Origin of the sequence: Pseudomonas sp. Z8(2022) (assembly GCF_025837155.1) — a bacterium.
Classification (GTDB): Bacteria; Pseudomonadota; Gammaproteobacteria; order Pseudomonadales; family Pseudomonadaceae; genus Aquipseudomonas.
In genome coordinates this window covers 925179-949933 of record NZ_CP107549.1, presented here as the reverse complement: position 1 = coordinate 949933, position 24755 = coordinate 925179, and the positions used below count along the sequence as shown (strand labels likewise).

Sequence of the window (24755 nt, the reverse complement as noted above, 5' to 3'; positions counted from 1 at the left end):
AGGCAGACGGTTACACTCATAGAGGCCCGGGTCGTTCCGGGCCTTTGCTTTTGCGGATCAGGAGCTCCGATGGCCTACTACCAGCAGCCTCAAGACGTTACCACCCTGCCCGCCTGGCAGGCCCTGCAGCAGCACCGCGCCGAAATGGCCGATTTCAGCATGCGCGAGGCCTTCGCCGCGGACCCACGGCGCTTCCAGCGCTTTTCCCTCGATAGCTGCGGGCTGCTGCTGGATTACTCGAAGAACCTGATCGACGAACGCAGCTTGGAACTGCTGACCCAACTGGCCGAGCAGGCCGGTCTGCACCAGTCCATCGCCGCCCTGTACAACGGCGAACGGGTCAATGCTTCGGAAGGCCGCGCCGCCCTGCACACCGCTCTGCGCAGCCCTATTGGCCGCCGTCTGCTGGTCGATGGTCATGACATCATCCCCGACGTGCATCGCGTCCTGAACCAGATCACCGAACTGGTCAGTCGCATTCACAGTGGCCTGTGGCGGGGCTACAGCGAGAAGCCGATCACCGAGGTGGTGAACATCGGTATCGGCGGCTCCTTTCTCGGTCCTCAGCTGGTTTCCGAGGCGCTGCGCCCGTTCACTCAGCGCGGTGTGCGCTGCCACTACCTGGCCAATATCGACGGCAGCGAGTTCCGCGAGCTGACCGCGCGCCTGAATCCGGAAACCACGCTGTTCATCGTATCCAGCAAATCCTTCGGTACCCTGGAAACCCTGAAGAACACCCTGGCTGCGCGTGACTGGTACCTGGCCATGGGCGGCCCGGAAGCACAGCTGCACCGCCACTTCATCGCCGTGACCAGCAACCGCAAGGCCGCCATCGAGTTCGGTATCGGCGAAGAGAACATATTCCCCCTATGGGACTGGGTCGGCGGCCGCTATTCGCTGTGGTCGGCCATAGGCCTACCCATCGCCCTGGCCATTGGCGTGTCCAACTTCAAGGAGCTGCTGGCCGGCGCCTATGCCATGGACCAGCACTTCACCCAGGCGCCACTGGCCGAGAACATGCCGGTACTGATGGCCCTACTGGGCATCTGGTACAGCAACTTCTGGGGCGCGCAGAGCCACGCCATCCTGCCCTACGACCATTACCTGCGTAACTTCACCAAGCACCTGCAGCAGTTGGACATGGAGTCCAACGGCAAGAGTGTGCGCCAGGACGGCACGCCGCTGGACATCCCTACCGGCCCGATCATCTGGGGCGGCGTCGGCTGCAACGGTCAGCACGCCTACCACCAGCTGCTGCACCAGGGCCGCCTGCTGGTGCCGGCGGACTTCATCGTCCCGGTCAACAGCTACAACCCGCTCGCCGACCATCACCAGTGGCTGTTCGCCAACTGCCTGTCGCAGGCCCAGGCGCTGATGCAGGGCAAGACGCGCGAAGAGGCGGAAGCCGAACTGCGTGCAAAGGGGCTGAGCGAAGACGAGGTGCAGCGCCTGGCGCCGCACAAGGTGATCCCCGGCAACCGACCGAGCAACATCCTGGTGATGAACCGCATCGCGCCGTTCAACCTCGGCGCGCTGGTAGCGCTGTACGAGCACAAGGTGTTCGTGCAGAGCGCCATCTGGGGCATCAACGCCTTCGACCAGTGGGGCGTGGAACTGGGCAAGGAAATGGGCAAGGAGGTCTATCAGCGCCTGACCGGCGCCAGCGAAGCGCCAGCCGGCGATGCTTCAACCCAGGGGCTGATCGAGCACTTCCGCTCCCAGCATCGAGGCTGATCGCCTGAGAGCTGCTCCCATCGACACACCTCAGGATAGATAGGCTGAAGATATTCCCAGGCGCCCAACGCCTGGGACATTGCCTAAGCCACTGCTCTGCAATACGTTCTAGCGGGAAGCCTGCCCTGCCTCCCGCAACTGGCATGGGCGCTCACGAGGCAGTGTGCAGCATATGGAAATGGTTAAGCCTTGAACCAGGCGCCTGCCTGGGTGCACCCTTGTGAATGTTGCGGACAAACAATTACAAGGACCCCGCCATGTTCGAGATCACTCGCCATCCCGTGCAAGATGCCGTGCGCCAGCGGGCGCACCTGGATAACGACGCCTACCTGCGCCTGTACCAACAGTCCGTCGAGCAGCCCGAGACATTCTGGGCCGGGCAGGCCAAGGCTTTCCTCGACTGGTTCAAACCCTGGGACCAGGTGCACACCAGCGACCTCACGCAAGGCCGCGCCGAATGGTTCAAGGGCGGCCAGCTCAACGTCGCCTACAACTGCATTGATCGCCACCTGGAAAAACGCGGCGAACAGATCGCCATCATCTGGGAGGGCGACAACCCTGCCGAGTCGGCGCACATCACCTACAACAAGCTGCACCATAACGTCAGCCGCCTGGCCAACGTGCTGAAGAGCCGCGGCGTGAAGAAGGGCGACCGGGTGTGCATCTACATGCCGATGATCCCCGAGGCGGCCTACGCCATGCTCGCCTGCGCGCGCATCGGCGCTGTGCATTCGGTGGTGTTCGGCGGTTTCTCCCCCGACGCCCTGCGCGACCGCATCCTCGATGCCGACTGCCGCACCGTGATCACCGCCGACGAAGGCGTGCGCGGCGGCAAGTACATCCCGCTGAAGAACAATGTCGACAAGGCCCTGCAGAGCTGCCCGAACGTGTCTACCGTGGTGGTGGTCGAACGCACCCAGGGCGATGTGGCCTGGGTGGAGGGCCGCGACCTCTGGTATCACCAGGCGCTCAAGGAAGTCGATGCCGACTGCCCGGCCGAGCCGATGGACGCCGAAGACCCGCTGTTCATTCTCTACACCTCGGGCAGTACCGGCAAACCCAAGGGTGTGCTGCATACCACCGGTGGTTACCTGCTCGGCGCGGCGATGACCCACAAGTACGTGTTCGACTACCACGAAGGCGACATCTACTGGTGCACCGCCGATGTCGGCTGGGTCACCGGACACAGCTACATCGTCTACGGCCCGCTGGCCAACGCCGCCACCACCCTGATCTTCGAGGGTGTGCCCAACTACCCGGATGCCTCACGTTTCTGGCAGGTGATCGACAAGCACCAGGTCAACACCTTCTACACCGCGCCGACCGCCCTGCGCGCACTGATGCGTGAAGGCGAGGCGCCGGTCAGGACCACCTCGCGCAGCAGCCTGCGCCTGCTCGGCACCGTGGGCGAGCCGATCAACCCCGAAGCCTGGGAGTGGTACTTCCATGTGGTGGGTGACGCGCGCTGCCCGATCGTCGATACCTGGTGGCAGACCGAAACCGGCTCCATCCTGATCACCCCGCTGCCCGGCGCTACCGACCTGAAACCCGGTTCCGCCACCCGCCCCTTCTTCGGCGTACAACCGGTACTGCTCGACGAGCAGGGCAAGGAAATCAACGGCCCCGGCAGCGGCGTGCTGGCAATCAAGGCCAGCTGGCCGAGCCAGATCCGCAGCGTCTACGGCGATCACCAGCGCATGATCGACACCTACTTCAAACCCTACCCCGGCTACTACTTCACCGGCGACGGAGCACGCCGCGACGAAGACGGCTACTACTGGATCACCGGGCGTGTCGACGACGTGATCAACGTCTCCGGGCACCGCATCGGCACCGCCGAGGTGGAAAGCGCCCTGGTGTTGCACGATGCCGTGGCCGAAGCCGCCGTAGTCGGCTACCCGCATGATGTGAAGGGCCAAGGCATCTACGCCTACGTCACCCTGATGAACGGCCAGGAGCCCTCCGACGAGCTGAAGAAGGACCTGCTGACCCTGGTCGGCAAGGAGATCGGCAGCTTCGCCAAGCCCGAGCTGATCCAGTGGGCGCCGGGGCTGCCGAAGACCCGCTCGGGCAAGATCATGCGCCGCATCCTGCGCAAGATCGCCTGCAACGAGCTGGAGAACATGGGCGACACCTCGACGCTGGCCGACCCCAGCGTGGTCGACAGCCTGATCGAACAGCGCCTCAACCGCTGAGTCTCATGCCCGGCCCGAAAGGGCCGGCACATCTTGTCTTGGGCCTGCCAAGCGCCGAAACTGCGCGCCATGGAAAGCCTACGCCGTCAGATCGAAAAGCAGGTCCACAGCCTCACCGGCGCCTCACTGGGTGTGCTCGACCTCGACCAGCCACGTTTTGATGCCGGCCTGTTCGGCCCCGAATCGATGGTCTGGAAGGTTCATGCCGACTTCACCGCGATGATGGTTGGCGGCATCTCCGCCCTGCTCCTGCAGATGCTTCATCCGCTGGCCCTGGCCGGCGTCTGGGATCACTCCACCTTCCGTCAGGACATGATCGGCCGCCTGCGCCGCACCAGCCTGTTCATCGCCGGCACCACCTACGGCGGCCTGCACGATGCCGAACAGCTGATCGACAAGGTGCGCCGCATCCACCTGCAGGTGGTCGGCCATGCGCCGGACGGCCGCCCTTATAGCGCCAGCGATCCCGAGCTGCTGACCTGGGTGCATGTTTCCGAGGTCAGCCAGTTCCTCGCCGGTTACCTGCGCTACGTCAACCCGCAGCTGCCAATAGCCGAGCAGGATCGCTACTACCGCGAGGTGGCGCTGATCGCCGAACGCCTCGGTGCGCAGGATGTACCCAAGTCGGCTCAGGCTGTCGCCGACTATCTGCAGCGCATGCGCCCACAACTGATGTGTGACGAGCGCACCCGCGAAGTGGTGCGGCTGCTGCATGACGCACCGATGCCCAGCCTCCTCGCCAAACCCTTCGGCAACCTGATGATGCAGGCCGGCGTCGATCTGCTGCCGGGCTGGGCCAGCGACCTGCTCGGCGAACACCAAGCGGCCTGGAGCCGACCGTTGATCCGCGCCAGCGTGCAGCGCACCGCCAACCTGCTGCGTTGGGCCGTGCGCAACAGCGCCGCTCAGCGCGCTCGCCGACGTCTGGAACACTAGAAGACGTGGCTGGCCGGTCACGATCAGCCATGCGACCATCGACGTCTTTCCGGTCATTGTCTGAATCGAACCGAGGACCTGCACATGCAAGACGTCGTCATCGTTGCCGCCACCCGCACCGCCATCGGCAGCTTCCAGGGCAGCCTGGCCGATATTCCCGCCCCCGAGCTCGGCGCCATCGTCATCAGGCGCCTGGCGGAGCAGACCGGCCTCGATGCTGCGCAGGTCGATGAAGTCATCCTCGGCCAGGTGCTTACCGCAGGCTCCGGCCAGAACCCGGCGCGCCAGGCCGCCATCCGCGCCGGCCTGCCGCATGCCGTGCCGGCCATGACCCTGAACAAGGTCTGCGGCTCGGGGCTGAAAGCCCTGCACCTGGCCACCCAGGCCATCCGCTGCGGCGACGCCGAGGTGATCATCGCCGGCGGCATGGAGAACATGAGCCAGTCCCCTTACGTGCTGCCCAAGGCCCGCACCGGCCTGCGCATGGGTCATGCGCAGATGCTCGACAGCATGATCGTCGACGGCCTGTGGGACGCCTTCAACGACTATCACATGGGCATCACCGCCGAGAATCTGGTGGAGAAGTACGGCATCAGCCGCGAAGCCCAGGACGCCTTTGCCGCCGAATCGCAGCGCAAGGCCGTGGCCGCCATCGAGTCTGGTCGTTTCGATGCAGAGATCACCCCGGTGCTGATCCCGCAGCGCAAGGGCGACCCCATTGCCTTCGCCCGTGACGAGCAGCCGCGTGCCGGCACCAGCGCCGAATCTCTGGCCAAGCTCAGACCAGCCTTCAGGAAGGACGGCAGCGTCACCGCCGGCAACGCCTCCAGCCTCAACGACGGCGCGGCTGCCGTGCTGCTGATGAGTGCGGCCAAGGCTCAAGCGCTGGGCCTGCCGGTGCTGGCCAGGATCGCCGGCTACGTCAATGCTGGCGTCGACCCGGCGATCATGGGCATCGGCCCGGTCTCGGCCACCCGCCGCTGCCTGGACAAGGCCGGCTGGAGCCTGGCCGACCTGGACCTGATCGAAGCCAACGAGGCCTTCGCCGCCCAGGCGCTGTCGGTCGGTCAGGAGCTGGGCTGGGATACCGACAAGGTCAACGTCAACGGCGGCGCCATCGCCCTGGGCCACCCCATCGGTGCCTCGGGCTGCCGTGTGCTGGTCACCCTGCTGCACGAGATGATCCGCCGCGACGTGAACAAGGGCCTGGCCACGCTGTGCATCGGTGGCGGCCAGGGTGTGGCGCTGGCCATCGAGCGCTGAGCCGCAGGGTGGATCGCGCTTTATCGATCCACCATCTGACGGATGTAAAGAGCGACATCCACCCCATTGCCTGGGCTTTAGCCCCCGGATGCAATCCGGGGGATGGCGTCATGGGCTACCCGGATTGCATCCGGGCTACCTCATGGCACGTGCTCGGAGGCGACCGGTTTTCTTGATAAACTGCCGGCTTTCCTTTCTCCGAGACGCCGCGCATGCCTTCTCTTGACCAGGCGCTGCGCGCCGCCCTCGCCGCTCGCGACAACCTGCTCGCAGAGCTGCACGCACAAGGCACAGACTGCTACCGCCTGTTCCACGGCAGCCAGGAAGGTGCGCCTGGCCTGACCGTCGACCGTTATGGCCCGCAACTGCTGGTGCAAAGCTTTCACCAGCCGCTGCAAGCCGACGACCTGCAGACCATTGCAGCCAAGGTCGAAGCACATCTCGGCCTGCCCTTGCTGCTGGTCTACAACGACCGTTCCAGAGGCAACTCGCGCATCGACCGCGACCCGACCCTGTTCCAGGCCAGCGAAGCCGCGCTGGAGGACATGATCGGCCGCGAATGGGGCCTGAACTACCGCGTGCGCGGTCGCCATGCCGGACAGGATCCACTGCTGTTTCTCGACCTGCGCAACGCCCGCGGCTGGATCAAGGCCAACAGTGCCGGCAAGTCCGTGCTCAATCTGTTTGCCTACACCTGCGGCGTCGGCCTGTGCGCTGCGGCTGGCGGCGCGCACGAGGTGGTCAATCTGGACTTCGCCCAGGGCAACCTGGCAGTAGGCCGCGAGAACGGTGCACTGAATCCGGAGCTGCCGGCCATGCAGTTCATTCAGTCCGACTACTTCCCGGCCATTCGCCAACTGGCCGATCTGCCGATCACCAGCCGCCGCGGGCAGAAGCTGCCGAGCTACCCGCGCTTGCAAGCGCGCCGGTTCGACCTGGTTTTCCTCGACCCGCCGGCCTGGGCCAAGAGCGCCTTCGGCACGGTCGACCTGTTGCGCGATTACCAGAGCCTGCTCAAACCGGCGCTGCTGGCCACTGCCGAAGGTGGCACCCTGGTGTGCTGCAACAATCTGGCAAAGGTGGCGATGGACGACTGGCGCGCGCAGGTACTGCGCTGCGCGGAAAAACTGGGGCGTCCCGTGCGGGATTGCCAGGTCATCGCCCCCGCGTCGGACTTCCCGTCCATGGACGGCCAGCCACCACTGAAAACCCTGATCCTGCACCTCTGAACCGGGACTCACGCGCAATCTGTCAGTCGCAATGGCGACCGCAACCGGACCGTCGTGCCATACTTCAAGTCGTCTCCCTCGCCTGGAAAGATGACGTCAAGCCATGCCCAAAGGACTGAAGCGCGCCCTGAGCGCACTGTTGATCGCCGTTTTCCTCTATAGCCTGATCGGCTTTCTGATTCTGCCGGGCATCGCCCTGCGCATCGCCAACCAGCAGCTGACGCAGTACGCGACGGTGCCCGCCTCGCTGCAACGCGTGCAACTCAACCCCTTTACCCTCGAACTCAGTCTCTGGGGGCTGCATATCGGCGAGAGCGACCAGGAGCAGTTGGGCTTCCAACGCCTGTACGCCAACCTGCAGAGCGACAGCCTGTGGAGCGGTGCCCTGCACCTGAGCGATATCGAACTCGACGGCGCGCGCAGCGAAATCCTGTTCGCCCAGGACGGTACGCTCAATCTCACCCAGCTGTTCCGCCTGCCAGAGAGCCAGGCCGAACCCAGTGCCGAGAACAGTGAGCCCTTCCCGCTACGTATCGACGCAATTCGTCTGCGCGAAAAGTCGCTGCGTTTCCAGGACCTGCGCCCGAGCGAGCCGGTGGAGTTCGCCTATGACGCACTCGATCTGGAGCTGCACAACCTCAGTACTCTGGCCGGCGACAACGCCGAAATGACCCTGACCGCCAGCGGCCCGCACGGTGCACGGATCGACTGGCGCGGTCAGGTCAGCCTTACACCCATCACTTCCAGCGGCAGCCTGAACATCAGCGATGGTCGCCTGAGCACCTTCTGGCCCTATGTGCGTGATGCCTTGCCTCTGGTGCTCAAGGAAGGCCAGGTCGACCTCAGCAGCGACTACCGGCTCGACCTTTCCAGCGGCACCGAGTTGCAGCTGAGCAAGATCAAGGCACAGCTGGCTCCTTTCGCCATCGACGACCCGCAAGGCAAACCACTGGTGCGCCTGCAACGCCTGGATATCGACGACACCAGCCTCGACCTGGCCAGGCAACAGGTGGTGGTCGGTCAGGTACGCAGCCAGGGTCTGGAGGCCTGGGCAGCGCGCGAAGCCGACGGCCAGCTGGACTGGCAGAAACTCTTCGCCAAACCCGGCACGGCCAAGAACGAAGCCACAGCAGACACGGAGCCGGCCGGCGAGAGCAAACCCTGGCAGGTACTGCTGCAGGACGTGCAACTGCGTGAGTACAAGGCCCACCTGGCCGACCGTGTCCCGCAACAGGAAGTAGCCGTGGAGGTCGGCCCGCTGAACCTCGATCTGAAGAATTTCGACAGCCTTGGCGATAAGCCTTTCGACCTCAGGCTCGACAGCGGTCTGGGCAAGCAGGGCAAACTGCAGGCAGCCGGGCAGGTGCAGCTGAGCCCGACCACTGCCCAGCTCAAGGTCGCCACCCAGGACATCGACCTGCGCCTGGCGCAGGCCTACCTCAGCCCCTTCGTTCGCCTGGAACTGCGCAGTGGCCTGCTCGGCAGTGACCTCGATGTACAGCTCAAGAGCACCGAGCCGCTGGCACTAGGCATCACCGGCAACGCCTGGGTCGACCAGCTGCACACCCTGGACACCCTGCGTGAACGTGATTTCGTACGCTGGAAGCAGGTCCGAGTGGGCGGCCTCGATTATCGTCACGGCGAAAGCCTGAACATCGAACGCGTCGAGCTGGATCAACCTTACGCACGCTTCGTCATCAACGAGAACCTGACCACCAACGTCAGCGAACTGATCGTGCCGCAGCCGGCAACGGCGAACGATACCAAGGCGGAAACCGGCAAACCACTGGCGATTCACATCGGTGGAGTAGCCATCAAGGATGGCTCGGCCAACTTCGCCGACTTCAGCCTGACGCCCAGCTTCGCCACTGCCATTCAGCAGATGAAAGGCCGCATCGGCGTGCTCGACAACCAGAAGCCACAAGCGGCCAGCGTGGATATCCAGGGCAAGGTCGATCGTTATGCGCCGATGAGCATCAAGGGCAAGCTGACGCCTTTCGACCCGCTCAACAGCCTGGATATCGCCACCAGCTTCAAGAATGTCGAGCTGACCACCATCACCCCCTACTCCGGCAAGTTCGCCGGCTACCGCATTCGCAAGGGGCGCCTCAACCTCGACCTGCACTACCGCATCGAGAAAGGCCAGCTCAACGCCGAGAACAAGGTGCTGGTGGAGAATCTGCAGCTGGGCGAACGGGTCGACAGCCCGGACGCGGTCGACCTGCCGATTCGCCTGGCGGTGGCGCTGCTCAAGGACACCCAGGGCCGTATCGCCATCGAGCTGCCGGTGCAGGGCGACCTGAACAACCCCGAGTTCAGCGTCATGCCCATCGTCTGGCAAACGCTGCGTAATCTGGTGCTGCGGGCGGCCCAGGCGCCATTCAAGTTCATCGCCGGGCTGGTCGGCGGCAGCAATGTCGACCTCAGCACCGTACCCTTCAGCGCCGGCTCCGCGCAGCTGGACGACGACGCCCGACAAGTACTGGACACCCTGGCCAAGGCACTCGAGGAACGGCCCAATCTGCGTCTTGAAGTGGAAGGCCAGGCCGCGCAAAGTGCCGACGGCCCACTGCTGGCCGAACGACGCCTGCAACGCGAATTCCGCGAAGGCTGGTACAAGGTGCTGCAACGGCGTGGCGACAAGGTACCGGCCAGCCCGGATGAGCTGACGGTCGACGAGGACGAACAGGCCGCGCTGCTCGAAGGCATCTACCGTACCCGCCTCAAGCAGCAGCCGCCGGCCGAGTGGGCCGAGCTGAAGCGCGAGCAGCGCCATCAGAACATGCGCCAGGCCGTGCTGGACTCCTGGGCGCAGAGCAAGTTGCTGCTGCGCCAGCTGGCTCAGCAACGCGCTGCAACGATCAAGGATTATCTGGTGGAACAGGGCGGGCTGTACGATGAACGGGTCTATCTGATCGATGCAAACCTGGGCGAGCCCGAAGCCGACGGCCGCGTGCTCACCACCCTGCACCTGGACAGCCAATGATCATGAACCGTTTATCCATCATCACCCTTGCCCTGACTGCCGGCCTGCTCAGCGTGTCCGCACAGGCCGACACGCTGCGTTGCGGTAGCAACCTGGTCAGCCTGGGTGACCGTCCGTTCGAGGTCGAGCGCAAATGTGGCGCGCCAGTACACCGCGATCCGATCGGCTATACCCTGGGTTCCTATGACCGCCGCGAGTACATGATCGAGGAATGGGTCTACGGCCCAAGCAACGGCATGCTCAGCATCCTGCGCTTCGAGGGTAATCGTCTGGTTGCCATCGAACGTCGTCGCGAACGCTGAACAGGAGGCTGCCATGCGTAGATTCAGCCTTATGTTGCCGCTGCTCTGCCTGCCTATGCTCGCCGAGGCGTCCTCCACTTACCGTTGCGGCAGCGCGCTGGTCAGCAAGTCGGCGCCCAGCGCAGAGGTGCTGAGCAAATGCGGCGAGCCTGTCAGCCGTGACTTTCTCGGTTACCGGGAAGTGGTCGACAGCTACGGCTTTCGTAACGAGGTGAATGTCGAGGAATGGATCTACGGCCCGAAAAACGGCATGTACCACTTCCTGCGCTTCGAGGGCGGTCGCCTGACCGAGATACGCAGCAAACGCGGCAGCTGATACGGCACCGTCGCCGCCGCAAATAAATCAAGGCCCCGCCGGTCACACCGGCGGGGCCTCAGAGCATCCGTGCCTGTCGCTATCCGTGCTGACATGACATCCATGCCTGCAATCATCCATACGATATCCGTATCCGAAGCGATCCTTACTCGGGATGCATCCGTGCCAGGCTATCCATGCTTAAAGCTTGTCGCTGAAATCGCGTAGCTCCTGCTGGGCCTTTTCCTTGGTCCAGCCATAACGTTCTTGCAGCTTGCCAGCCAGGTAATCGCTGTGGCCCTCGGCGACGTCCAGGTCGTCATCGGTCAGGTTGCCCCAACGCTCCTTGATGCGACCATTGAGCTGCTTCCATTTGCCTTTGATGATGTCGCTATTCATGGTCATTCTCCCGTGACAGAAAGTGGGGCCGGGCGCTAACCCGGCCGGCTCGGCTATCAGTCAGCGGTTTTCAGGCCATCAGCGGAGACGTCACGCACGCCTTCGATTTCCTTGGTCTTGGCGATAGCCAGATCACGCTCGGCATCGGTAGCTACGGTGCCGGACAGGGAAACCACGCCCTGGTTGGTCTCGACCTTGATATCCAGCGCGCTGAGGTTCGAGTCAGCAACGAAGGTGGACTTCACTTTGCTGGTGATCCAGGTATCGGATACCGCTTGCTCGGCCTTATCCACAGTGTCATTGGCCGCAAGCATGGTCGGCTCGGCGGCGAAAGCGGCCGAGGCCAGAGACATGCTCAGCACGGCAGCGGTCAGGGTGGTAGCGGCAAAACGGTTGATTGGCTGTTTCATGGTTCTACTCCTGTACATTCCAGACAATCTGCAGCCAACTCCTGGCTGCAGGTTCACCAGTACTATCGCAAGCGCTGTGCCAGTTTTTTAAAAACAAACAAACCGTTAAAAAACAATGACTTATGATTTAACCCGGACAGGCTTTTGATTGCATTTCGCCGACTCGGAAAAAATCTCTCGGGCAATTTGCATGGTTTTCCGGGTACGTGCGTACAGGTTGCGCACGGAGACGAACATTACGGACGGGCTGATGTGGCAGCCTGGATGGCAGGTCAATGTCAGGGGCCGGGCTGCTGCTCCGGCCAGGAGATCAGCCGGGCCTGGCTGGCGATCAGGCACAAAAAGGGCTCCCGCAGGAGCCCCTTCTCGTTCGATCAGAAGAACCGTTGCTTAGACTCCAGAGGCCTCGGCAGCAGCTACGTCCTTGATCGACAGTTTGATACGGCCGCGGTTGTCCACGTCCAGTACCAGCACCTTCACTTCCTGGCCTTCCTTCAGTACGTCGGTGACCTTCTCAACGCGCTGATCGCTCAGCATGGAGATGTGCACCAGACCGTCCTTGCCCGGCAGGATGTTGACGAAGGCGCCGAAGTCGACGATGCGCTCGACCTTGCCGACGTAGATCTTGCCGATCTCGGCCTCAGCAGTGATGGCCAGCACGCGCTGCTTGGCAGCCTCGGCCGCTTCCTTGGTTTCGCCGAAGATCTTGATCGAGCCGTCGTCTTCGATATCGATCGACGCTTTGGTCTCTTCGCAGATACCACGGATGGTGGCACCACCCTTGCCGATGACGTCGCGGATCTTGTCCTGGTCGATCTTCATGGCCAGCATGGTCGGGGCGTTGGCCGACAGCTCGGTGCGCGACTGGGCGATGACCTGGTTCATCTGGCCGAGGATGTTCAGACGGGCTTCCAGCGCCTGCTCCAGCGCCTGCTCCATGATCTCTTCGGTGATGCCCTGGATCTTGATGTCCATCTGCAGCGCGGTCACACCCTTGGCGGTACCGGCTACCTTGAAGTCCATGTCGCCCAGGTGGTCTTCGTCACCCAGGATGTCGGTCAGAACGGCGAACTTGTCACCCTCCAGCACCAGACCCATGGCGATACCGGCAACCGGCGCCTTCATCGGCACACCGGCGTCCATCAGCGCCAGGGAAGCACCGCAGACCGAGGCCATGGAGGAAGAACCGTTGGACTCGGTGATTTCCGATACCACGCGGATGGTGTACGGGAACTCGTCTTCCTTCGGCAGCATGGCGGCAACGCCACGGCGGGCCAGGCGGCCGTGGCCGATTTCGCGGCGACCAGCACCGCCCATGCGGCCACACTCACCGACCGAGAACGGCGGGAAGTTGTAGTGCAGCATGAAGGGGTCCTTCTTCTCGCCTTCCAGGGTATCGAGCAGCTGTGCATCGCGCGCGGTACCGAGGGTGGCAACGACCAGCGCCTGGGTTTCACCACGGGTGAACAGGGCCGAGCCATGGGTCTTGTCCAGTACGCCGACTTCGATCTTCAGCGGACGTACGGTGCGGGTGTCACGACCGTCGATACGCGGCTTGCCATCAACGATGTTCTGGCGAACGGTGCGGTATTCGATCTCACCGAAGGCGGCCTTGACCTCATCGGCGGAGAATTTGCCTTCGCCTTCACCGGCCAGGGCTGCGACGACCTGGTCACGCAGCTCGTCCAGACGGCTGTAGCGGTCCTGCTTGATGGTGATGGTGTAGGCCTGGCTGATGGCCTCGCCGAACTGGCTGCGGATGGCGTCCAGCAGCGGAGTGTTGGCGGCCGGAGCCTGCCAGTTCCAGGCCGGCTTGCCAGCTTCGGCAGCGAATTCCTTGACGGCCTGGATCACCGACTGGAATTCCTGATGGGCGAACAGTACGGCGCCGAGCATCTGGTCTTCGGTCAGCTCGTCCGCTTCGGACTCCACCATCAGCACGGCGGTCTCGGTACCGGCCACGACCATGTCCAGGCTGGAGGCCTTGAGCTGCTCGTAGTTCGGGTTCAGCAGGTAGCCGGTGTCCGGATGGAAGGCCACGCGGGCAGCACCGATCGGGCCGTTGAACGGAATGCCGGAAACGGCCAGGGCAGCGGAGGTACCGATCATCGCAGCGATGTCCGGATCGGTCTTCTTGCTGGTGGAAACAACGGTGCAGACAACCTGCACTTCGTTCATGAAGCCTTCGGGGAACAGCGGACGGATCGGACGGTCGATCAGGCGCGAGGTCAGGGTTTCCTTCTCGCTCGGACGGCCTTCACGCTTGAAGAAGCCGCCAGGAATCTTGCCCGCAGCGTAGGTCTTTTCCTGGTAGTGCACGGACAGCGGGAAGAAGCCCTTGCTCGGATCGGCGCTCTTGGCACCGACAACGGTGACCAGTACGGTGACGTCGTTGTCGACGGTCACCAGCACGGCGCCGCTGGCTTGACGGGCGATACGGCCAGTCTCGAGGGTTACGGTCGACTGACCGAACTTGAATTGCTTGATTACCGGGTTCACGGTGTTTTCCTTCTCTTTGTTGCCTTGGGGGAAATTGGAGAGACGTGCGGGAGTCGGACCCGATGCATCCCTCGAAAAGCCAAAAGCTGGAAGCCCAGCGCCACGAGGCGAGGATCACTCCCCACCCGCGACGCCGAACTCCCAGCTTCCAACTTGTGCAGCTCGCGTCTATTAACGACGCAGGCCCAGGCGACCGATCAGGGCGCTGTAACGAGTGGTGTCCTTGCCCTTCAGGTAGTCCAGCAGCTTACGACGCTGGTTAACCATACGGATCAGACCACGACGGCTGTGGTGATCTTTACCGTTGGCCTTGAAGTGGCCTTGCAGCTTGTTGATGTTGGCGGTCAGCAGGGCTACCTGCACTTCCGGGCTACCGGTGTCGCCTTCAGCTTGCTTGTACTCGTTTACGATCTGGGCTTTTTCTTCAACGCTGAGTGCCATGTTGGCTTCCTCTCATCTGGAAACTGCCGAAGCAGTCTCAATAGGCCGGGAATCGCTTCCCGTGTTTTAAAAAGAGGCATGACCGTGCCTACTAACAGCCACCCTCGCATGCCTGATGACGACATCATCACCATCAGGCTTTCAGCCATTTCGGCCGAACCGTCCGATGCTACGCACCGGTAAGACCATCCGGGCCCTGAGGCCCGTGTCTCCACCCGTGCTAGGCACCGGTGTAAATCAATCGACGCGGAGCGACTCGCCCGTCGTCGCTCACCTCACCGATACCGATGAAGCGACCATTGTGATCCTGCACCCGCACCATGCCGAACTTCGGTGCATCCGGTGCTCGTACCGGCTGGCCCTGCAGCCAGTAGAACGCGCTGTGCTCGGAGAACTGTAGCAGCGGCCAGTCCAGCAGTCCGCTGTCGACCGGCTGTAGGAAACGATCGAGCGCCTCACTGCCACCTTCGGCATGCACCGCTTCCAGCTCTTCCAGCGTCACGGTGCGCGCAAGGTCGAACGGGCCGGCCTTGGTCCGACGCAGTTCGGCAACGTGTGCGCCGCACCCGAGCAGCTGGCCAAGGTCCTCGACCAGGGTACGAATGTAGGTGCCTTTGCTGCAGTCAACCGACAGCCGTGCCTGCTCGCCCTCAAGGGCCAGCAATTCCAGGCGCGCAATAGTAACAGAACGCGCCTCGCGCTCCACTACCTCGCCTGCACGGGCCAGCTTGTACAGCGGCTGACCATCCTTCTTCAAAGCCGAGTACATCGGAGGTATCTGTTTGATTTCTCCACGAAAACGCGGCAACAGGGCCTCGATTTCAGTGCGACCAACGGTCACCGGGCGGCGCTCGAGCACCTCACCTTCGGCGTCGCCGGTGGTGGTGGTGACGCCCAGCCGGGCCACGGTTTCATAACCCTTGTCGGCATCGAGCAGATACTGGGAGAACTTGGTCGCCTCGCCGAAGCACAGCGGCAGCACACCGGTCGCCAGCGGATCGAGACTGCCGGTATGTCCGGCCTTCTCGGCATTGAGCAACCAGCGCACCTTCTGCAGGGCCGCGTTGGAGGTGAAGCCGCGCGGCTTGTCGAGCAGGATGATGCCGTCGACCTTGCGGCGAATACGTTTGACCTGCGCCACGCTTAACCCTCGCTGCCGTCCTGGTGCTTGCGGTCTTCCGCCACCGCACGCTCGATCAGCGCCGACAGCTCGGCACCGCGACGGATACTGGCGTCATACTGGAAGTGCAATTGCGGGATGGTGCGTACTTTCATCGACTTGCCCAGCAGCATGCGCAGATAGCCGGCTGCCTCGCCGAGGATCTCCAGGTTGAGCTTGATCTGCTCGGCATCGTCGTCCTTGCCCATCACGGTGATGAACACCTTGGCGTGGGACAGATCACGACTCACGTCGACGGCAGTGATGGTTACCAGACCCAGGCGCGGGTCCTTGATCTCGCGCTGGATCAGCACTGCCAGCTCGCGCTGCATCTGATCACCGATACGCTGGGTACGGCTGTAATCTTTGGCCATTTCTTACTTACCTTTCCTTCGCCCGTCAGCCTCGGCGGCAGCGGACGTAAAAGCGGCAAACGCCCGGCCGCGCATGAGCGGGGCCGGGCGTTGCGTGATCGGCATGGTGCGCTTACAGGCTGCGCGCCACCTGGACCTTCTCGAACACTTCGATCTTGTCGCCGACCTTGACGTCGTTGTAGCTCTTCACGCCGATACCGCACTCCATGCCGTTACGCACTTCGGCGACGTCGTCCTTGAAGCGACGCAGCGATTCCAGCTCGCCTTCGAAGATCACCACGTCCTCGCGCAGTACGCGGATCGGACGGTTGCGGTAGACGGTGCCCTCGATGACCATGCAGCCAGCGACAGCGCCGAACTTCGGCGAACGGAACACATCACGCACTTCCGCGGTGCCCAGGATGTTCTCGCGAACATCGCTGCCGAGCATACCGGTGAGCGCCTTCTTGACGTCTTCGATGATGTCGTAGATGACGTTGTAGTAGCGCATGTCGAGGCCTTCGGACTCGACGATCTTGCGCGCACCGGCGTCAGCACGGACGTTGAAGCCGAACAGCACGGCATTCGAAGCCAGCGCCAGGTTGGCATCGGACTCGGTGATACCACCGACGCCGCCACCGACCACACGCACCTGCACTTCGTCGTTGCCCAGGGTGCTGAGCGAACCCTGCAGGGCCTCCAGAGAACCACGCACGTCGGCCTTGAGGACGATGTTGAGGGTCTTCTTCTCTTCCTGGCCCATGTTTTCGAAGATGTTTTCCAGCTTGCCGGCGTGGGCACGGGCGAGCTTGACCTCGCGGAACTTGCCCTGACGGAACAGTGCAACTTCGCGGGCCTTCTTCTCGTCGGCCACCACCATCATCTCGTCACCGGCATCCGGCGTGCCGTCCAGGCCGAGGATTTCGACCGGAATCGACGGACCGGCTTCCTTGATGGTCTTGCCGTTCTCGTCGAGCATGGCACGCACGCGGCCGTAGTTGACGCCGACCAGAACCATGTCGCCCTGACGCAGGGTACCGTCCTGAACCAGCACGGTAGCCACCGGACCACGGCCCTTGTCCAGACGGGACTCGACCACGACACCACGACCCGGGGCGGTCGGGGTGGCCTTCAGTTCGAGAACCTCGGCCTGCAGCAGAACGGCTTCGAGCAGTTCGTCGATGCCGGTACCGGCCTTGGCCGAAACCGGGATGAAGGGAGCGTCGCCGCCCCACTCTTCCGGAATCACGTCCAGCGCGGCCAGGCCGTTCTTGATGTTGTCCGGATTGGCTTCCGGCTTGTCCATCTTGTTCACCGCGACCACGATCGGCACGCCAGCCGCTTTCGCGTGCTGCACGGCTTCCTGGGTCTGCGGCATCACACCGTCGTCAGCTGCGACGACGAGAATGACGATGTCGGTGGCCTTGGCACCACGGGCACGCATCTGGGTGAACGCGGCGTGACCGGGGGTATCGAGGAAGGTGATCATGCCGCGGTCGGTCTGCACGTGGTAGGCACCGATGTGCTGGGTGATGCCACCCGCCTCACCGGAAGCCACCTTGGCACGACGGATGTAGTCGAGCAGCGAGGTCTTGCCATGGTCGACGTGACCCATCACGGTCACGACCGGAGCACGGGATACTGCCTCGCCTTCGAACTTCAGGGACTCGGCCAGGGAGTCTTCCAGCGCGTTGTCGCTGACCAGCTTGACCTTGTGGCCCAGTTCTTCGGCAACCAGCTGAGCAGTTTCCTGATCCAGCACCTGGTTGATGGTGGCAGGCGAGCCCATCTTGAACATGAACTTGATGACTTCAGCGGCTTTCACCGACATCTGCTGAGCCAGTTCGCCCACGGTGATGGTTTCACCAATCGACACTTCACGCACCACCGGACCGGCCGGAGCCTGGAAGCCGTGCTGGTTGCGCTTCTTCATCTTGGCCTTGCCACGACCGCCACGACGGAAGCCGTCGCTCTCTTCGTCGACGCTGCGCGGCGCGACGCGCGGAGCCGGTGCCTTTTCCTTGAGGGTCGGGCGGTGCTGCGCATTCTTGCGTTCACGACGCTCGTCTTCGTCGCTGCGTGCCTTCTCGGGGCGACGCACATCTTCCTTCTTGCGCTCGACCTCGACAACCGGAGCGGCAACCACCGGCTCGCCGGCGGGAGTTGGCGCAACGGCAGCTGCCGGGGCTTCGCTAGCCGCAGCAGCAGCCTGGCGCTTGGCCTCTTCTTCAGCCTGACGCTTGGCTTCTTCCTCGGCCTTCAGACGCTCGGCCTCGGCAGCTGCCTGCTGAGCTTCCAGCTCGCGCTGCTTCTCGGCTTCGAGCTCTTCCGGGCTGCGCTTGACGAAGGTCTTCTTCTTGCGCACTTCAACGCTGATGGTCTTGCTGCCAGCAACCTTCAGGGTGCTGGTGGTCTTGCGCTGCAAGGTAATCTTGCGCGGCTCTTCGACCTTGTCTCCGTGACTGCTCTTGAGATGGGCCAACAGGGCCTGTTTCTCACTATCGGTCACCACTTGTTCGGCACTGCTGTGGGACAGGCCGGCTTCACGCATCTGCTGCAGCAGGCGTTCAACCGGGGTGTCGACCACTTTGGCCAGTTCTTTCACCGTGACTTGCGTCATGCATCTTTCTCCTCAGGCCGCAACCGCTTATTCGAACCAGTGGGCTCGAGCGGCCATGATCAGCTTGCCGGCACGTTCTTCGTCGATGCCGTCGATGTCGAGCAGGTCGTCAATCGACTGCTCGGCCAGGTCTTCACGGGTAATCACGCCGCGCAGCGCAAGCTCCATAGCCAGCGCCTTGTCCATGCCGTCCAGTTCCAGCAGATCATCTGCCGGCTTGGCATCGGCCAACTTCTCCTCGTTGGCGATCGCCTTGGTCAGCAGACGATCCTTGGCCCGTGCACGCAGCTCGTTGACGATCTCCTCGTCGAAGCCATCGATGCTGAGCATTTCTTCCATGGGTACGTAGGCAATCTCTTCGAGACTGGTGAAACCCTCTTCGACCAGGACTTGAGCCAGTTCTTCGTCGACTTCCAGCTCGTCGATGAAGGACTGCATGATGTCGCCGGTTTCTGCCTGTTGCTTGGCCTGGATATCCGCTTCGGTCATCACGTTTAGCGTCCAGCCAGTCAGCTGACTGGCCAGGCGCACGTTCTGACCGCCACGGCCGATGGCCTGCGCCAGGTTGTCTTCGGCGACGGCGATGTCCATGGCATGGGCATCTTCGTCGACGATGATCGCAGCCACTTCAGCCGGCGACATGGCATTGATCACAAACTGCGCGGGGTTGTCGTCCCACAGCACGATATCCACACGCTCGCCACCCAGTTCGCCGGAAACGGCCTGGACGCGCGAACCGCGCATGCCGATGCAGGCGCCCTGCGGGTCGATACGCTTGTCCTTGGAGCGCACGGCGATCTTGGCGCGCGAACCCGGATCACGGGAGGCAGCCTTGACGTCGATCAGCCCTTCGGCGATTTCCGGCACTTCGATGCGGAACAGCTCGATCAGCATTTCCGGAGCGGTGCGCGACAGGATCAGCTGCGGGCCGCGGTTCTCGGTACGGATTTCCTTGAGCAGGGCTCGCAGACGCACGCCAACACGGAAAGTCTCGCGCGGGATGATGTCTTCGCGGGCCAGCAGGGCCTCGGCGTTGTTGCCCAAGTCCACGATGACGTTGTCGCGGGTGACCTTCTTCACGGTGCCGGAGATGATCTCACCCAGGCGCTCGCGGTAGGCGTCGACCACCTGAGCACGTTCGGCCTCACGCACTTTCTGCACGATGACCTGCTTGGCGGTTTGCGCGGCGATACGACCGAACTCGATGGACTCGATCTTCTCTTCGAGCACGTCACCGATCTTGGCGTTGGCTTCGAGTGCCTGCGGCATGTCTTCAGTCAGCTGATAGGCAGGATCTTCGAACTCGGACTCGTCGACCACGGTCCAGCGACGGAAGGTTTCGTAGCTACCGTTCTGACGATTGATCGATACACGCAGATCAACCTCGTCCTCGAAACGTTTCTTGGTCGCGGTCGCCAGAGCAAGCTCCAGCGCCTCGAAAATCACGCCGGCCGGTACACCCTTTTCATTGGATACCGACTCAACAACCAGCAGTACTTCTTTGCTCATCGTACGCCTCGCCTCTCGCAATCCATTGGTTATGCGCAATCTGCGTCACGTTCACGCCATTGGCGCTTGAAACGTGCACTGCCGCGCTACCTTCGCGCCATCTGTGTCGTCTGAACGGTACCAACAGTCGGTAGCCCGGCAGCGACGCAGAATCCGCATCTCAATCAAATCGGGGGATGATATTGGCCTTGTCGATCAGATCGATCGGCAACAGATACTCGTGGTCATCCACCTGTACTACCACGTCCTGCTCCTCCACACCGCGAAGGAGGCCCTGGAAGTTGCGACGCCCGTCAAAAGGCGAACGCAGCTTGATCTTCACCTGTTCACCGACATGCGCCGCAAATTGCTCAAGGGTGAACAACGGACGATCCATGCCGGGGGAAGAAACTTCCAGCGTGTACTCCGAGGAAATCGGGTCCTCGACATCGAGCACACCACTGAGCTGACGGCTGACGATTTCACAATCGTCGATCAGGATACCCTCAGCCTTATCGATATAGACACGCAGCAGCGAATGACGCCCCTGCGACAGGAACTCGATGCCCCAACATTGATAACCGAGCGCCTCGATTACCGGGGCCAACAAGGCCTGCAACTGTTCTAGCTTGCTCGACACTTAACGGCCCTCGTGCATGCTGTGCAAATAAAAAATGGGCGAAACGCCCATCCCTTCAATCCACCGAAAAAGTCAGTGGACACTGTCTTTCAGCTAACAAAAAGCCCCTGAAAAGGGGCCTGCTGAAACTGGTTGCGGGGGCAGGATTTGAACCTACGACCTTCGGGTTATGAGCCCGACGAGCTACCAGACTGCTCCACCCCGCGTCAAAGCTGGGCCGGAATTATACGGCTACCCCCTGGCAAGGGTCAACCAAACACTCCAGCAACAAGAAAGCCCGCGAACTGCGGGCTTTCTTGAGTATGGTACCGAGGAGGGGACTCGAACCCCTACAGCCTATGGCCACTACCACCTCAAGGTAGCGTGTCTACCAATTCCACCACCTCGGCAAAACTGTTATTGCCCTGGAGCCTCCGGCACATCCGAAGCATCGGACGCTGGAGCTTGCTCTTCGAGCACCGGCACGTCTTCGACCGCCGGTTTTTGTTGAACTTCCAGAACCGCTGGATCTGGCAGACCAACCTGAGTCAGTGCATCAGCTTTTTCTTTAGCAAAGAACGCTAAACCCAAGCTGGTAATGAAAAAACCTGCGGCGAGTATACCAGTAAACTTACTCAGAAAGGTAGAGGAACCTTGGCTTCCGAATACAGTTGCCGAAGCACCCGAACCGAACGACGCACCCGCATCAGCACCCTTGCCTTGCTGCAGCAAAACCAGCACTACAATACCGATCGCACCTAGCAGGTGCAGAACAACAATGACTGTTTCCAGCATTCTTCAGTTTCCTGCAGCGCGACAGATCGCACCGAATTCATCCGCATTCAGAGAGGCCCCACCTACGAGCCCCCCATCGATATCCCGCATACCGAACAACTCGGCTGCACTGGCGGCTTTCACGCTTCCGCCATAAAGAATTCTCAGCCCACCGGCAACTTCGGCATCCAACTGCGCAACCTGCGCACGAATAGCCGCATGCACTTCCTGAGCCTGCTCAGGCGTAGCGGTCAACCCGGTGCCGATGGCCCAGACAGGCTCATAGGCAACTACGGCGTTCTTCAGCGCATCGACACCCAGAGTATCGATCATCGCGGCCAACTGGCCACCCACCACACCCAGCGTTGCATTCGCCTCACGCTGCTCACGGGTCTCGCCGACACAGAGCACAGGAGTCAATCCCGCCGCCTGCACCGCCGCAAACTTGCGAACGACCACATCGTCGCACTCACCCAGAATCAGGCGACGCTCGGAGTGACCAACCAGCACCAGCTCACAGCCGCCATCGACCAACTGACTGACTGCCAGCTCACCGGTCAAGGCCCCCTGCTCCACTTGCGCCGCGCAATCCTGCGCTCCAACTTTCACCGCACTACCATTCAGATCTTCGACGACCTGAGCGATATGCAGACTGGAGGGAAACACCGCGACATCGACACCAGCAGGCAATTCCTGCTGACGCAGCTCTTCGATCAGCTCTGCGACGCTGGCGCGGGTACCGTGCATTTTCCAGTTACCTGCGACCAAGGGGCGACGCATGTTTTACCTCGTCGATCAAAGAGGGCGCAGATGTTACCCAAGAGCACCCTCGGTAGCAAGCGCAATCACGCACAGACTTCGGCAACAATCTTAGCCAATTCATCGGCATAGCCGCGAACCGAGCTTTCCTCGTCGCCCTCGACCATCACCCGGACAAGCGGCTCGGTGCCGGACTTGCGCAGCAGTACGCGACCGCGGCCAGCCATGCGTTCGGTCACCCGCGCACAGGCTTCTTTCACAGAAGGATGTTCAAGCGGATCGACCGCACCGGAAAAACGTACATTGATCAAAACCTGCGGGCATTTCTTCAGGTCGCTGCGCGCTTCGACCAGGCTCTGGCCACGACGCTTGAGCGCCATCAGCACCTGAAGAGCAGCGATGATCGCATCGCCGGTAGTGGTGTGCTGGAAACACACTAGGTGCCCCGAGTTTTCGCCACCCAGTTGCCAGTTGCGCGCCAGCAGCTCGGCGATCACGTAGCGGTCACCGACCTTGGCGCGAATGAACGGGATATTCAGGTTGGCCAGAGCCAGCTCCAGCCCCAGGTTGCTCATCAGCGTACCGACCACACCACCGCGCAGCTGGCCCCGCTCCTGCAGATCACGGGCAATGATGAACAGCAGCTCATCACCATCGACGACAGCGCCATACTGATCGACCATCAGTACACGATCGGCATCACCGTCGAAGGCAATCCCCAGATCAGCCTGCTGTGCGACCACTTCGGCCTGCAGCGCGGCAATGTGCGTGGAACCGCAACCATCATTGATATTGAGGCCATCGGGCTGCGCCGCGATGACCCGCACTTCCGCGCCCAGTTCCCGGAACACGCTCGGCGCCACCTTGTAGGCAGCACCATGGGCACAGTCGATAACGATCTTCAGCCCCTTGAAGCTGGTACCACTGGGCACGCTACCCTTGCAGAACTCGATGTAGCGACCAGAGGCGTCGTTGATTCGCGAGGCCTTACCAATCCCGGCGGACTCGACCACTGTCATTGGCTGATCGAGGAGTTCCTCGATCATCAGTTCCACCTCATCCGGCAGCTTGGTGCCTTCGCTGGAAAAGAACTTGATGCCGTTGTCATCGTGCGGATTGTGCGAGGCACTGATGACGATGCCGGCATCGCCCTGAAAGGTACGCGTGAGATAGGCAATGGCCGGCGTTGGCATCGGCCCCAGCAGCTGCACATCGGCACCGGCTGCGGCCAGGCCAGCCTCCAGGGCGGACTCGAACATATAGCCGGAGATACGCGTGTCCTTGCCGATCAGAATGCGGCATTTGCCCTGCTTGCGAAACGCCATTCCAGCCGCCCAACCGAGCTTGAGCATGAAATCGGGGGTAATGGGGAACTGCCCGACGCGCCCCCGAATGCCGTCGGTGCCGAAGTACTTTCTAGCCATAACGCTTTCCTTGTTATTGCGCCGCTTCAACCGCAGCGATCATGCGCACCACATCCACCGTTTCGGCGACATCGTGCACACGCAAAATATGCGCGCCCTTGGTAAGCGCCAGGGCCGCCAGCGCCAGGCTGCCGTACAGACGTCCGCCAACCTCGTGCCCCAGCACCTTGCCGATCATGCTCTTGCGCGAAACGCCGACCAGCAATGGGCGCCCCAGGTCAGAGAGCTCATTCATGCGTTTGAACAGGAGCAAATTGTGCTCCAGGGTCTTGGCAAAGCCAAAGCCCGGATCGAGCACGATCCGCTCGGCGGGAATACCGGCCGTCGCGCATGCAGCCACGCGCTCGACGAGAAAGTCCCGCACTTCGCTGACGATATCCGGATATTGCGGATTGTCCTGCATGTTGCCCGGCTCGCCACGCATGTGCATCAGGCACACCGGCAGGCCGGTATCGGCCGCAGCATCGAGAGCGCCATCACGCTGCAGGGAACGGACATCGTTAATCAGCCCCGCTCCCAGCCTTGCGCTTTCGCGCATGACCGCAGGTGTCGAGGTATCCACGGAAATGATCACGTCCAACTCACGGGCTATGGCCTCGACCATAGGAGCAACGCGCTCAAGCTCTTCGGTCGGCGAAACACTTCGCGCTCCCGGACGCGTGGACTCTCCACCGATATCGATCAGTGTGGCACCAGCGGCGACCATCTGCTCGGCATGACGCAACGCAGCATCACGCGCAGTGAAACGCCCACCATCGGAAAAGGAATCGGGAGTGACGTTGAGGATGCCCATCACTTGCGGACGGGACAAATCAAGAAGCCGGCTGCCACAGGGCAGCCGGCTCGGGTGTTGCTGTCGGGACATATGAA

General features: G+C 62.3%; 21 protein-coding genes and 2 tRNA genes. 8 read left to right on the top strand and 15 right to left on the bottom strand.

What is annotated here, in order from left to right; genetic code table 11:
• The first annotated feature begins 69 nt into the window (after positions 1 to 69).
• The 8 genes from pgi to OEG79_RS04485 all read left to right on the top strand — a co-directional run bounded on the left by pgi (position 70) and on the right by OEG79_RS04485 (position 10961).
• Positions 70 to 1734 (top strand): glucose-6-phosphate isomerase, encoded by a 1665-nt coding sequence (gene pgi / locus OEG79_RS04520; protein ID WP_264147630.1) that lies wholly within the window; start codon positions 70 to 72, stop codon positions 1732 to 1734.
• Positions 1735 to 1991: 257 nt separating this feature from the next.
• Positions 1992 to 3929 (top strand): acetate--CoA ligase, encoded by a 1938-nt coding sequence (gene acs / locus OEG79_RS04515; RefSeq protein WP_264147629.1) that lies wholly within the window; start codon positions 1992 to 1994, stop codon positions 3927 to 3929.
• 69 nt (positions 3930 to 3998) lie between these two features.
• Positions 3999 to 4865, top strand: coding sequence for an oxygenase MpaB family protein (locus tag OEG79_RS04510; protein ID WP_264147628.1), 867 nt, complete (start codon positions 3999 to 4001; stop codon positions 4863 to 4865).
• Positions 4866 to 4949: 84 nt separating this feature from the next.
• The gene (locus tag OEG79_RS04505; RefSeq protein WP_264147627.1) at positions 4950 to 6128 is read left to right on the top strand and encodes an acetyl-CoA C-acetyltransferase; all 1179 of its coding nucleotides are present in this window, start codon (positions 4950 to 4952) and stop codon (positions 6126 to 6128) included.
• 212 nt (positions 6129 to 6340) lie between these two features.
• Positions 6341 to 7357, top strand: a complete 1017-nt coding sequence (locus OEG79_RS04500) for a class I SAM-dependent rRNA methyltransferase (protein ID WP_264147626.1) — start codon at positions 6341 to 6343, stop codon at positions 7355 to 7357.
• A gap of 103 nt (positions 7358 to 7460) precedes the next feature.
• Positions 7461 to 10343, top strand: coding sequence for a DUF748 domain-containing protein (locus tag OEG79_RS04495; protein WP_264147625.1), 2883 nt, complete (start codon positions 7461 to 7463; stop codon positions 10341 to 10343).
• Positions 10340 to 10645: a DUF2845 domain-containing protein gene (locus tag OEG79_RS04490; RefSeq protein WP_264147624.1), complete on the top strand. Its 306-nt coding sequence runs from the start codon at positions 10340 to 10342 to the stop codon at positions 10643 to 10645. Before OEG79_RS04495 ends, OEG79_RS04490 begins: the two co-directional genes overlap by 4 nt.
• A 13-nt stretch (positions 10646 to 10658) precedes the next feature.
• The gene (locus tag OEG79_RS04485; RefSeq protein ID WP_264147623.1) at positions 10659 to 10961 is read left to right on the top strand and encodes a DUF2845 domain-containing protein; all 303 of its coding nucleotides are present in this window, start codon (positions 10659 to 10661) and stop codon (positions 10959 to 10961) included.
• A 180-nt stretch (positions 10962 to 11141) separates the two neighbouring features.
• Here the strand turns inward: OEG79_RS04485 and OEG79_RS04480 are convergent, their stop codons facing one another.
• The 15 genes from OEG79_RS04480 to folP all read right to left on the bottom strand — a co-directional run bounded on the left by OEG79_RS04480 (position 11142) and on the right by folP (position 24750).
• Entirely contained in the window at positions 11142 to 11339 is a 198-nt protein-coding gene (locus OEG79_RS04480) for a CsbD family protein (RefSeq protein ID WP_090433494.1), read from the bottom strand.
• Between the two features lie 56 nt (positions 11340 to 11395).
• The gene (locus tag OEG79_RS04475) at positions 11396 to 11749 is read right to left on the bottom strand and encodes a BON domain-containing protein (RefSeq protein WP_264147622.1); all 354 of its coding nucleotides are present in this window, start codon (positions 11747 to 11749) and stop codon (positions 11396 to 11398) included.
• Between the two features lie 390 nt (positions 11750 to 12139).
• Positions 12140 to 14248, bottom strand: a complete 2109-nt coding sequence (gene pnp / locus OEG79_RS04470) for a polyribonucleotide nucleotidyltransferase (RefSeq protein WP_264147621.1) — start codon at positions 14246 to 14248, stop codon at positions 12140 to 12142.
• A gap of 171 nt (positions 14249 to 14419) precedes the next feature.
• Positions 14420 to 14689 (bottom strand): 30S ribosomal protein S15, encoded by a 270-nt coding sequence (gene rpsO, locus OEG79_RS04465; RefSeq protein WP_003240577.1) that lies wholly within the window; start codon positions 14687 to 14689, stop codon positions 14420 to 14422.
• Positions 14690 to 14909: 220 nt separating this feature from the next.
• Positions 14910 to 15830 (bottom strand): tRNA pseudouridine(55) synthase TruB, encoded by a 921-nt coding sequence (gene truB / locus OEG79_RS04460; RefSeq protein ID WP_264147620.1) that lies wholly within the window; start codon positions 15828 to 15830, stop codon positions 14910 to 14912.
• Positions 15831 to 15832: 2 nt separating this feature from the next.
• Positions 15833 to 16222 carry a 30S ribosome-binding factor RbfA gene (rbfA, locus tag OEG79_RS04455; RefSeq protein WP_013716991.1) on the bottom strand — a complete coding sequence of 130 codons (390 nt, stop codon included), beginning with the start codon at positions 16220 to 16222 and terminating at the stop codon, positions 15833 to 15835.
• A 112-nt stretch (positions 16223 to 16334) separates the two neighbouring features.
• Positions 16335 to 18821, bottom strand: a complete 2487-nt coding sequence (gene infB / locus OEG79_RS04450; RefSeq protein WP_264147619.1) for a translation initiation factor IF-2 — start codon at positions 18819 to 18821, stop codon at positions 16335 to 16337.
• Between the two features lie 27 nt (positions 18822 to 18848).
• Positions 18849 to 20330 carry a transcription termination factor NusA gene (gene nusA / locus OEG79_RS04445; RefSeq protein WP_264147618.1) on the bottom strand — a complete coding sequence of 494 codons (1482 nt, stop codon included), beginning with the start codon at positions 20328 to 20330 and terminating at the stop codon, positions 18849 to 18851.
• A 160-nt stretch (positions 20331 to 20490) separates the two neighbouring features.
• The gene (rimP, locus tag OEG79_RS04440; RefSeq protein WP_264147617.1) at positions 20491 to 20949 is read right to left on the bottom strand and encodes a ribosome maturation factor RimP; all 459 of its coding nucleotides are present in this window, start codon (positions 20947 to 20949) and stop codon (positions 20491 to 20493) included.
• Between the two features lie 129 nt (positions 20950 to 21078).
• Positions 21079 to 21155: transfer RNA gene (locus OEG79_RS04435), tRNA-Met, on the bottom strand.
• A 97-nt stretch (positions 21156 to 21252) separates the two neighbouring features.
• A tRNA-Leu gene (locus OEG79_RS04430) sits at positions 21253 to 21338 on the bottom strand.
• 7 nt (positions 21339 to 21345) lie between these two features.
• Positions 21346 to 21723: a preprotein translocase subunit SecG gene (gene secG / locus OEG79_RS04425; protein ID WP_264147616.1), complete on the bottom strand. Its 378-nt coding sequence runs from the start codon at positions 21721 to 21723 to the stop codon at positions 21346 to 21348.
• A 3-nt stretch (positions 21724 to 21726) separates the two neighbouring features.
• Positions 21727 to 22482: a triose-phosphate isomerase gene (tpiA, locus tag OEG79_RS04420; RefSeq protein WP_264147615.1), complete on the bottom strand. Its 756-nt coding sequence runs from the start codon at positions 22480 to 22482 to the stop codon at positions 21727 to 21729.
• A 65-nt stretch (positions 22483 to 22547) separates the two neighbouring features.
• A complete protein-coding gene (gene glmM / locus OEG79_RS04415) occupies positions 22548 to 23885 on the bottom strand; it encodes a phosphoglucosamine mutase (protein ID WP_264147614.1) in 1338 nt (445 codons plus the stop codon).
• A gap of 13 nt (positions 23886 to 23898) precedes the next feature.
• Positions 23899 to 24750 (bottom strand): dihydropteroate synthase, encoded by an 852-nt coding sequence (folP, locus tag OEG79_RS04410; protein ID WP_264147613.1) that lies wholly within the window; start codon positions 24748 to 24750, stop codon positions 23899 to 23901.
• Positions 24751 to 24755: the final 5 nt, after the last annotated feature.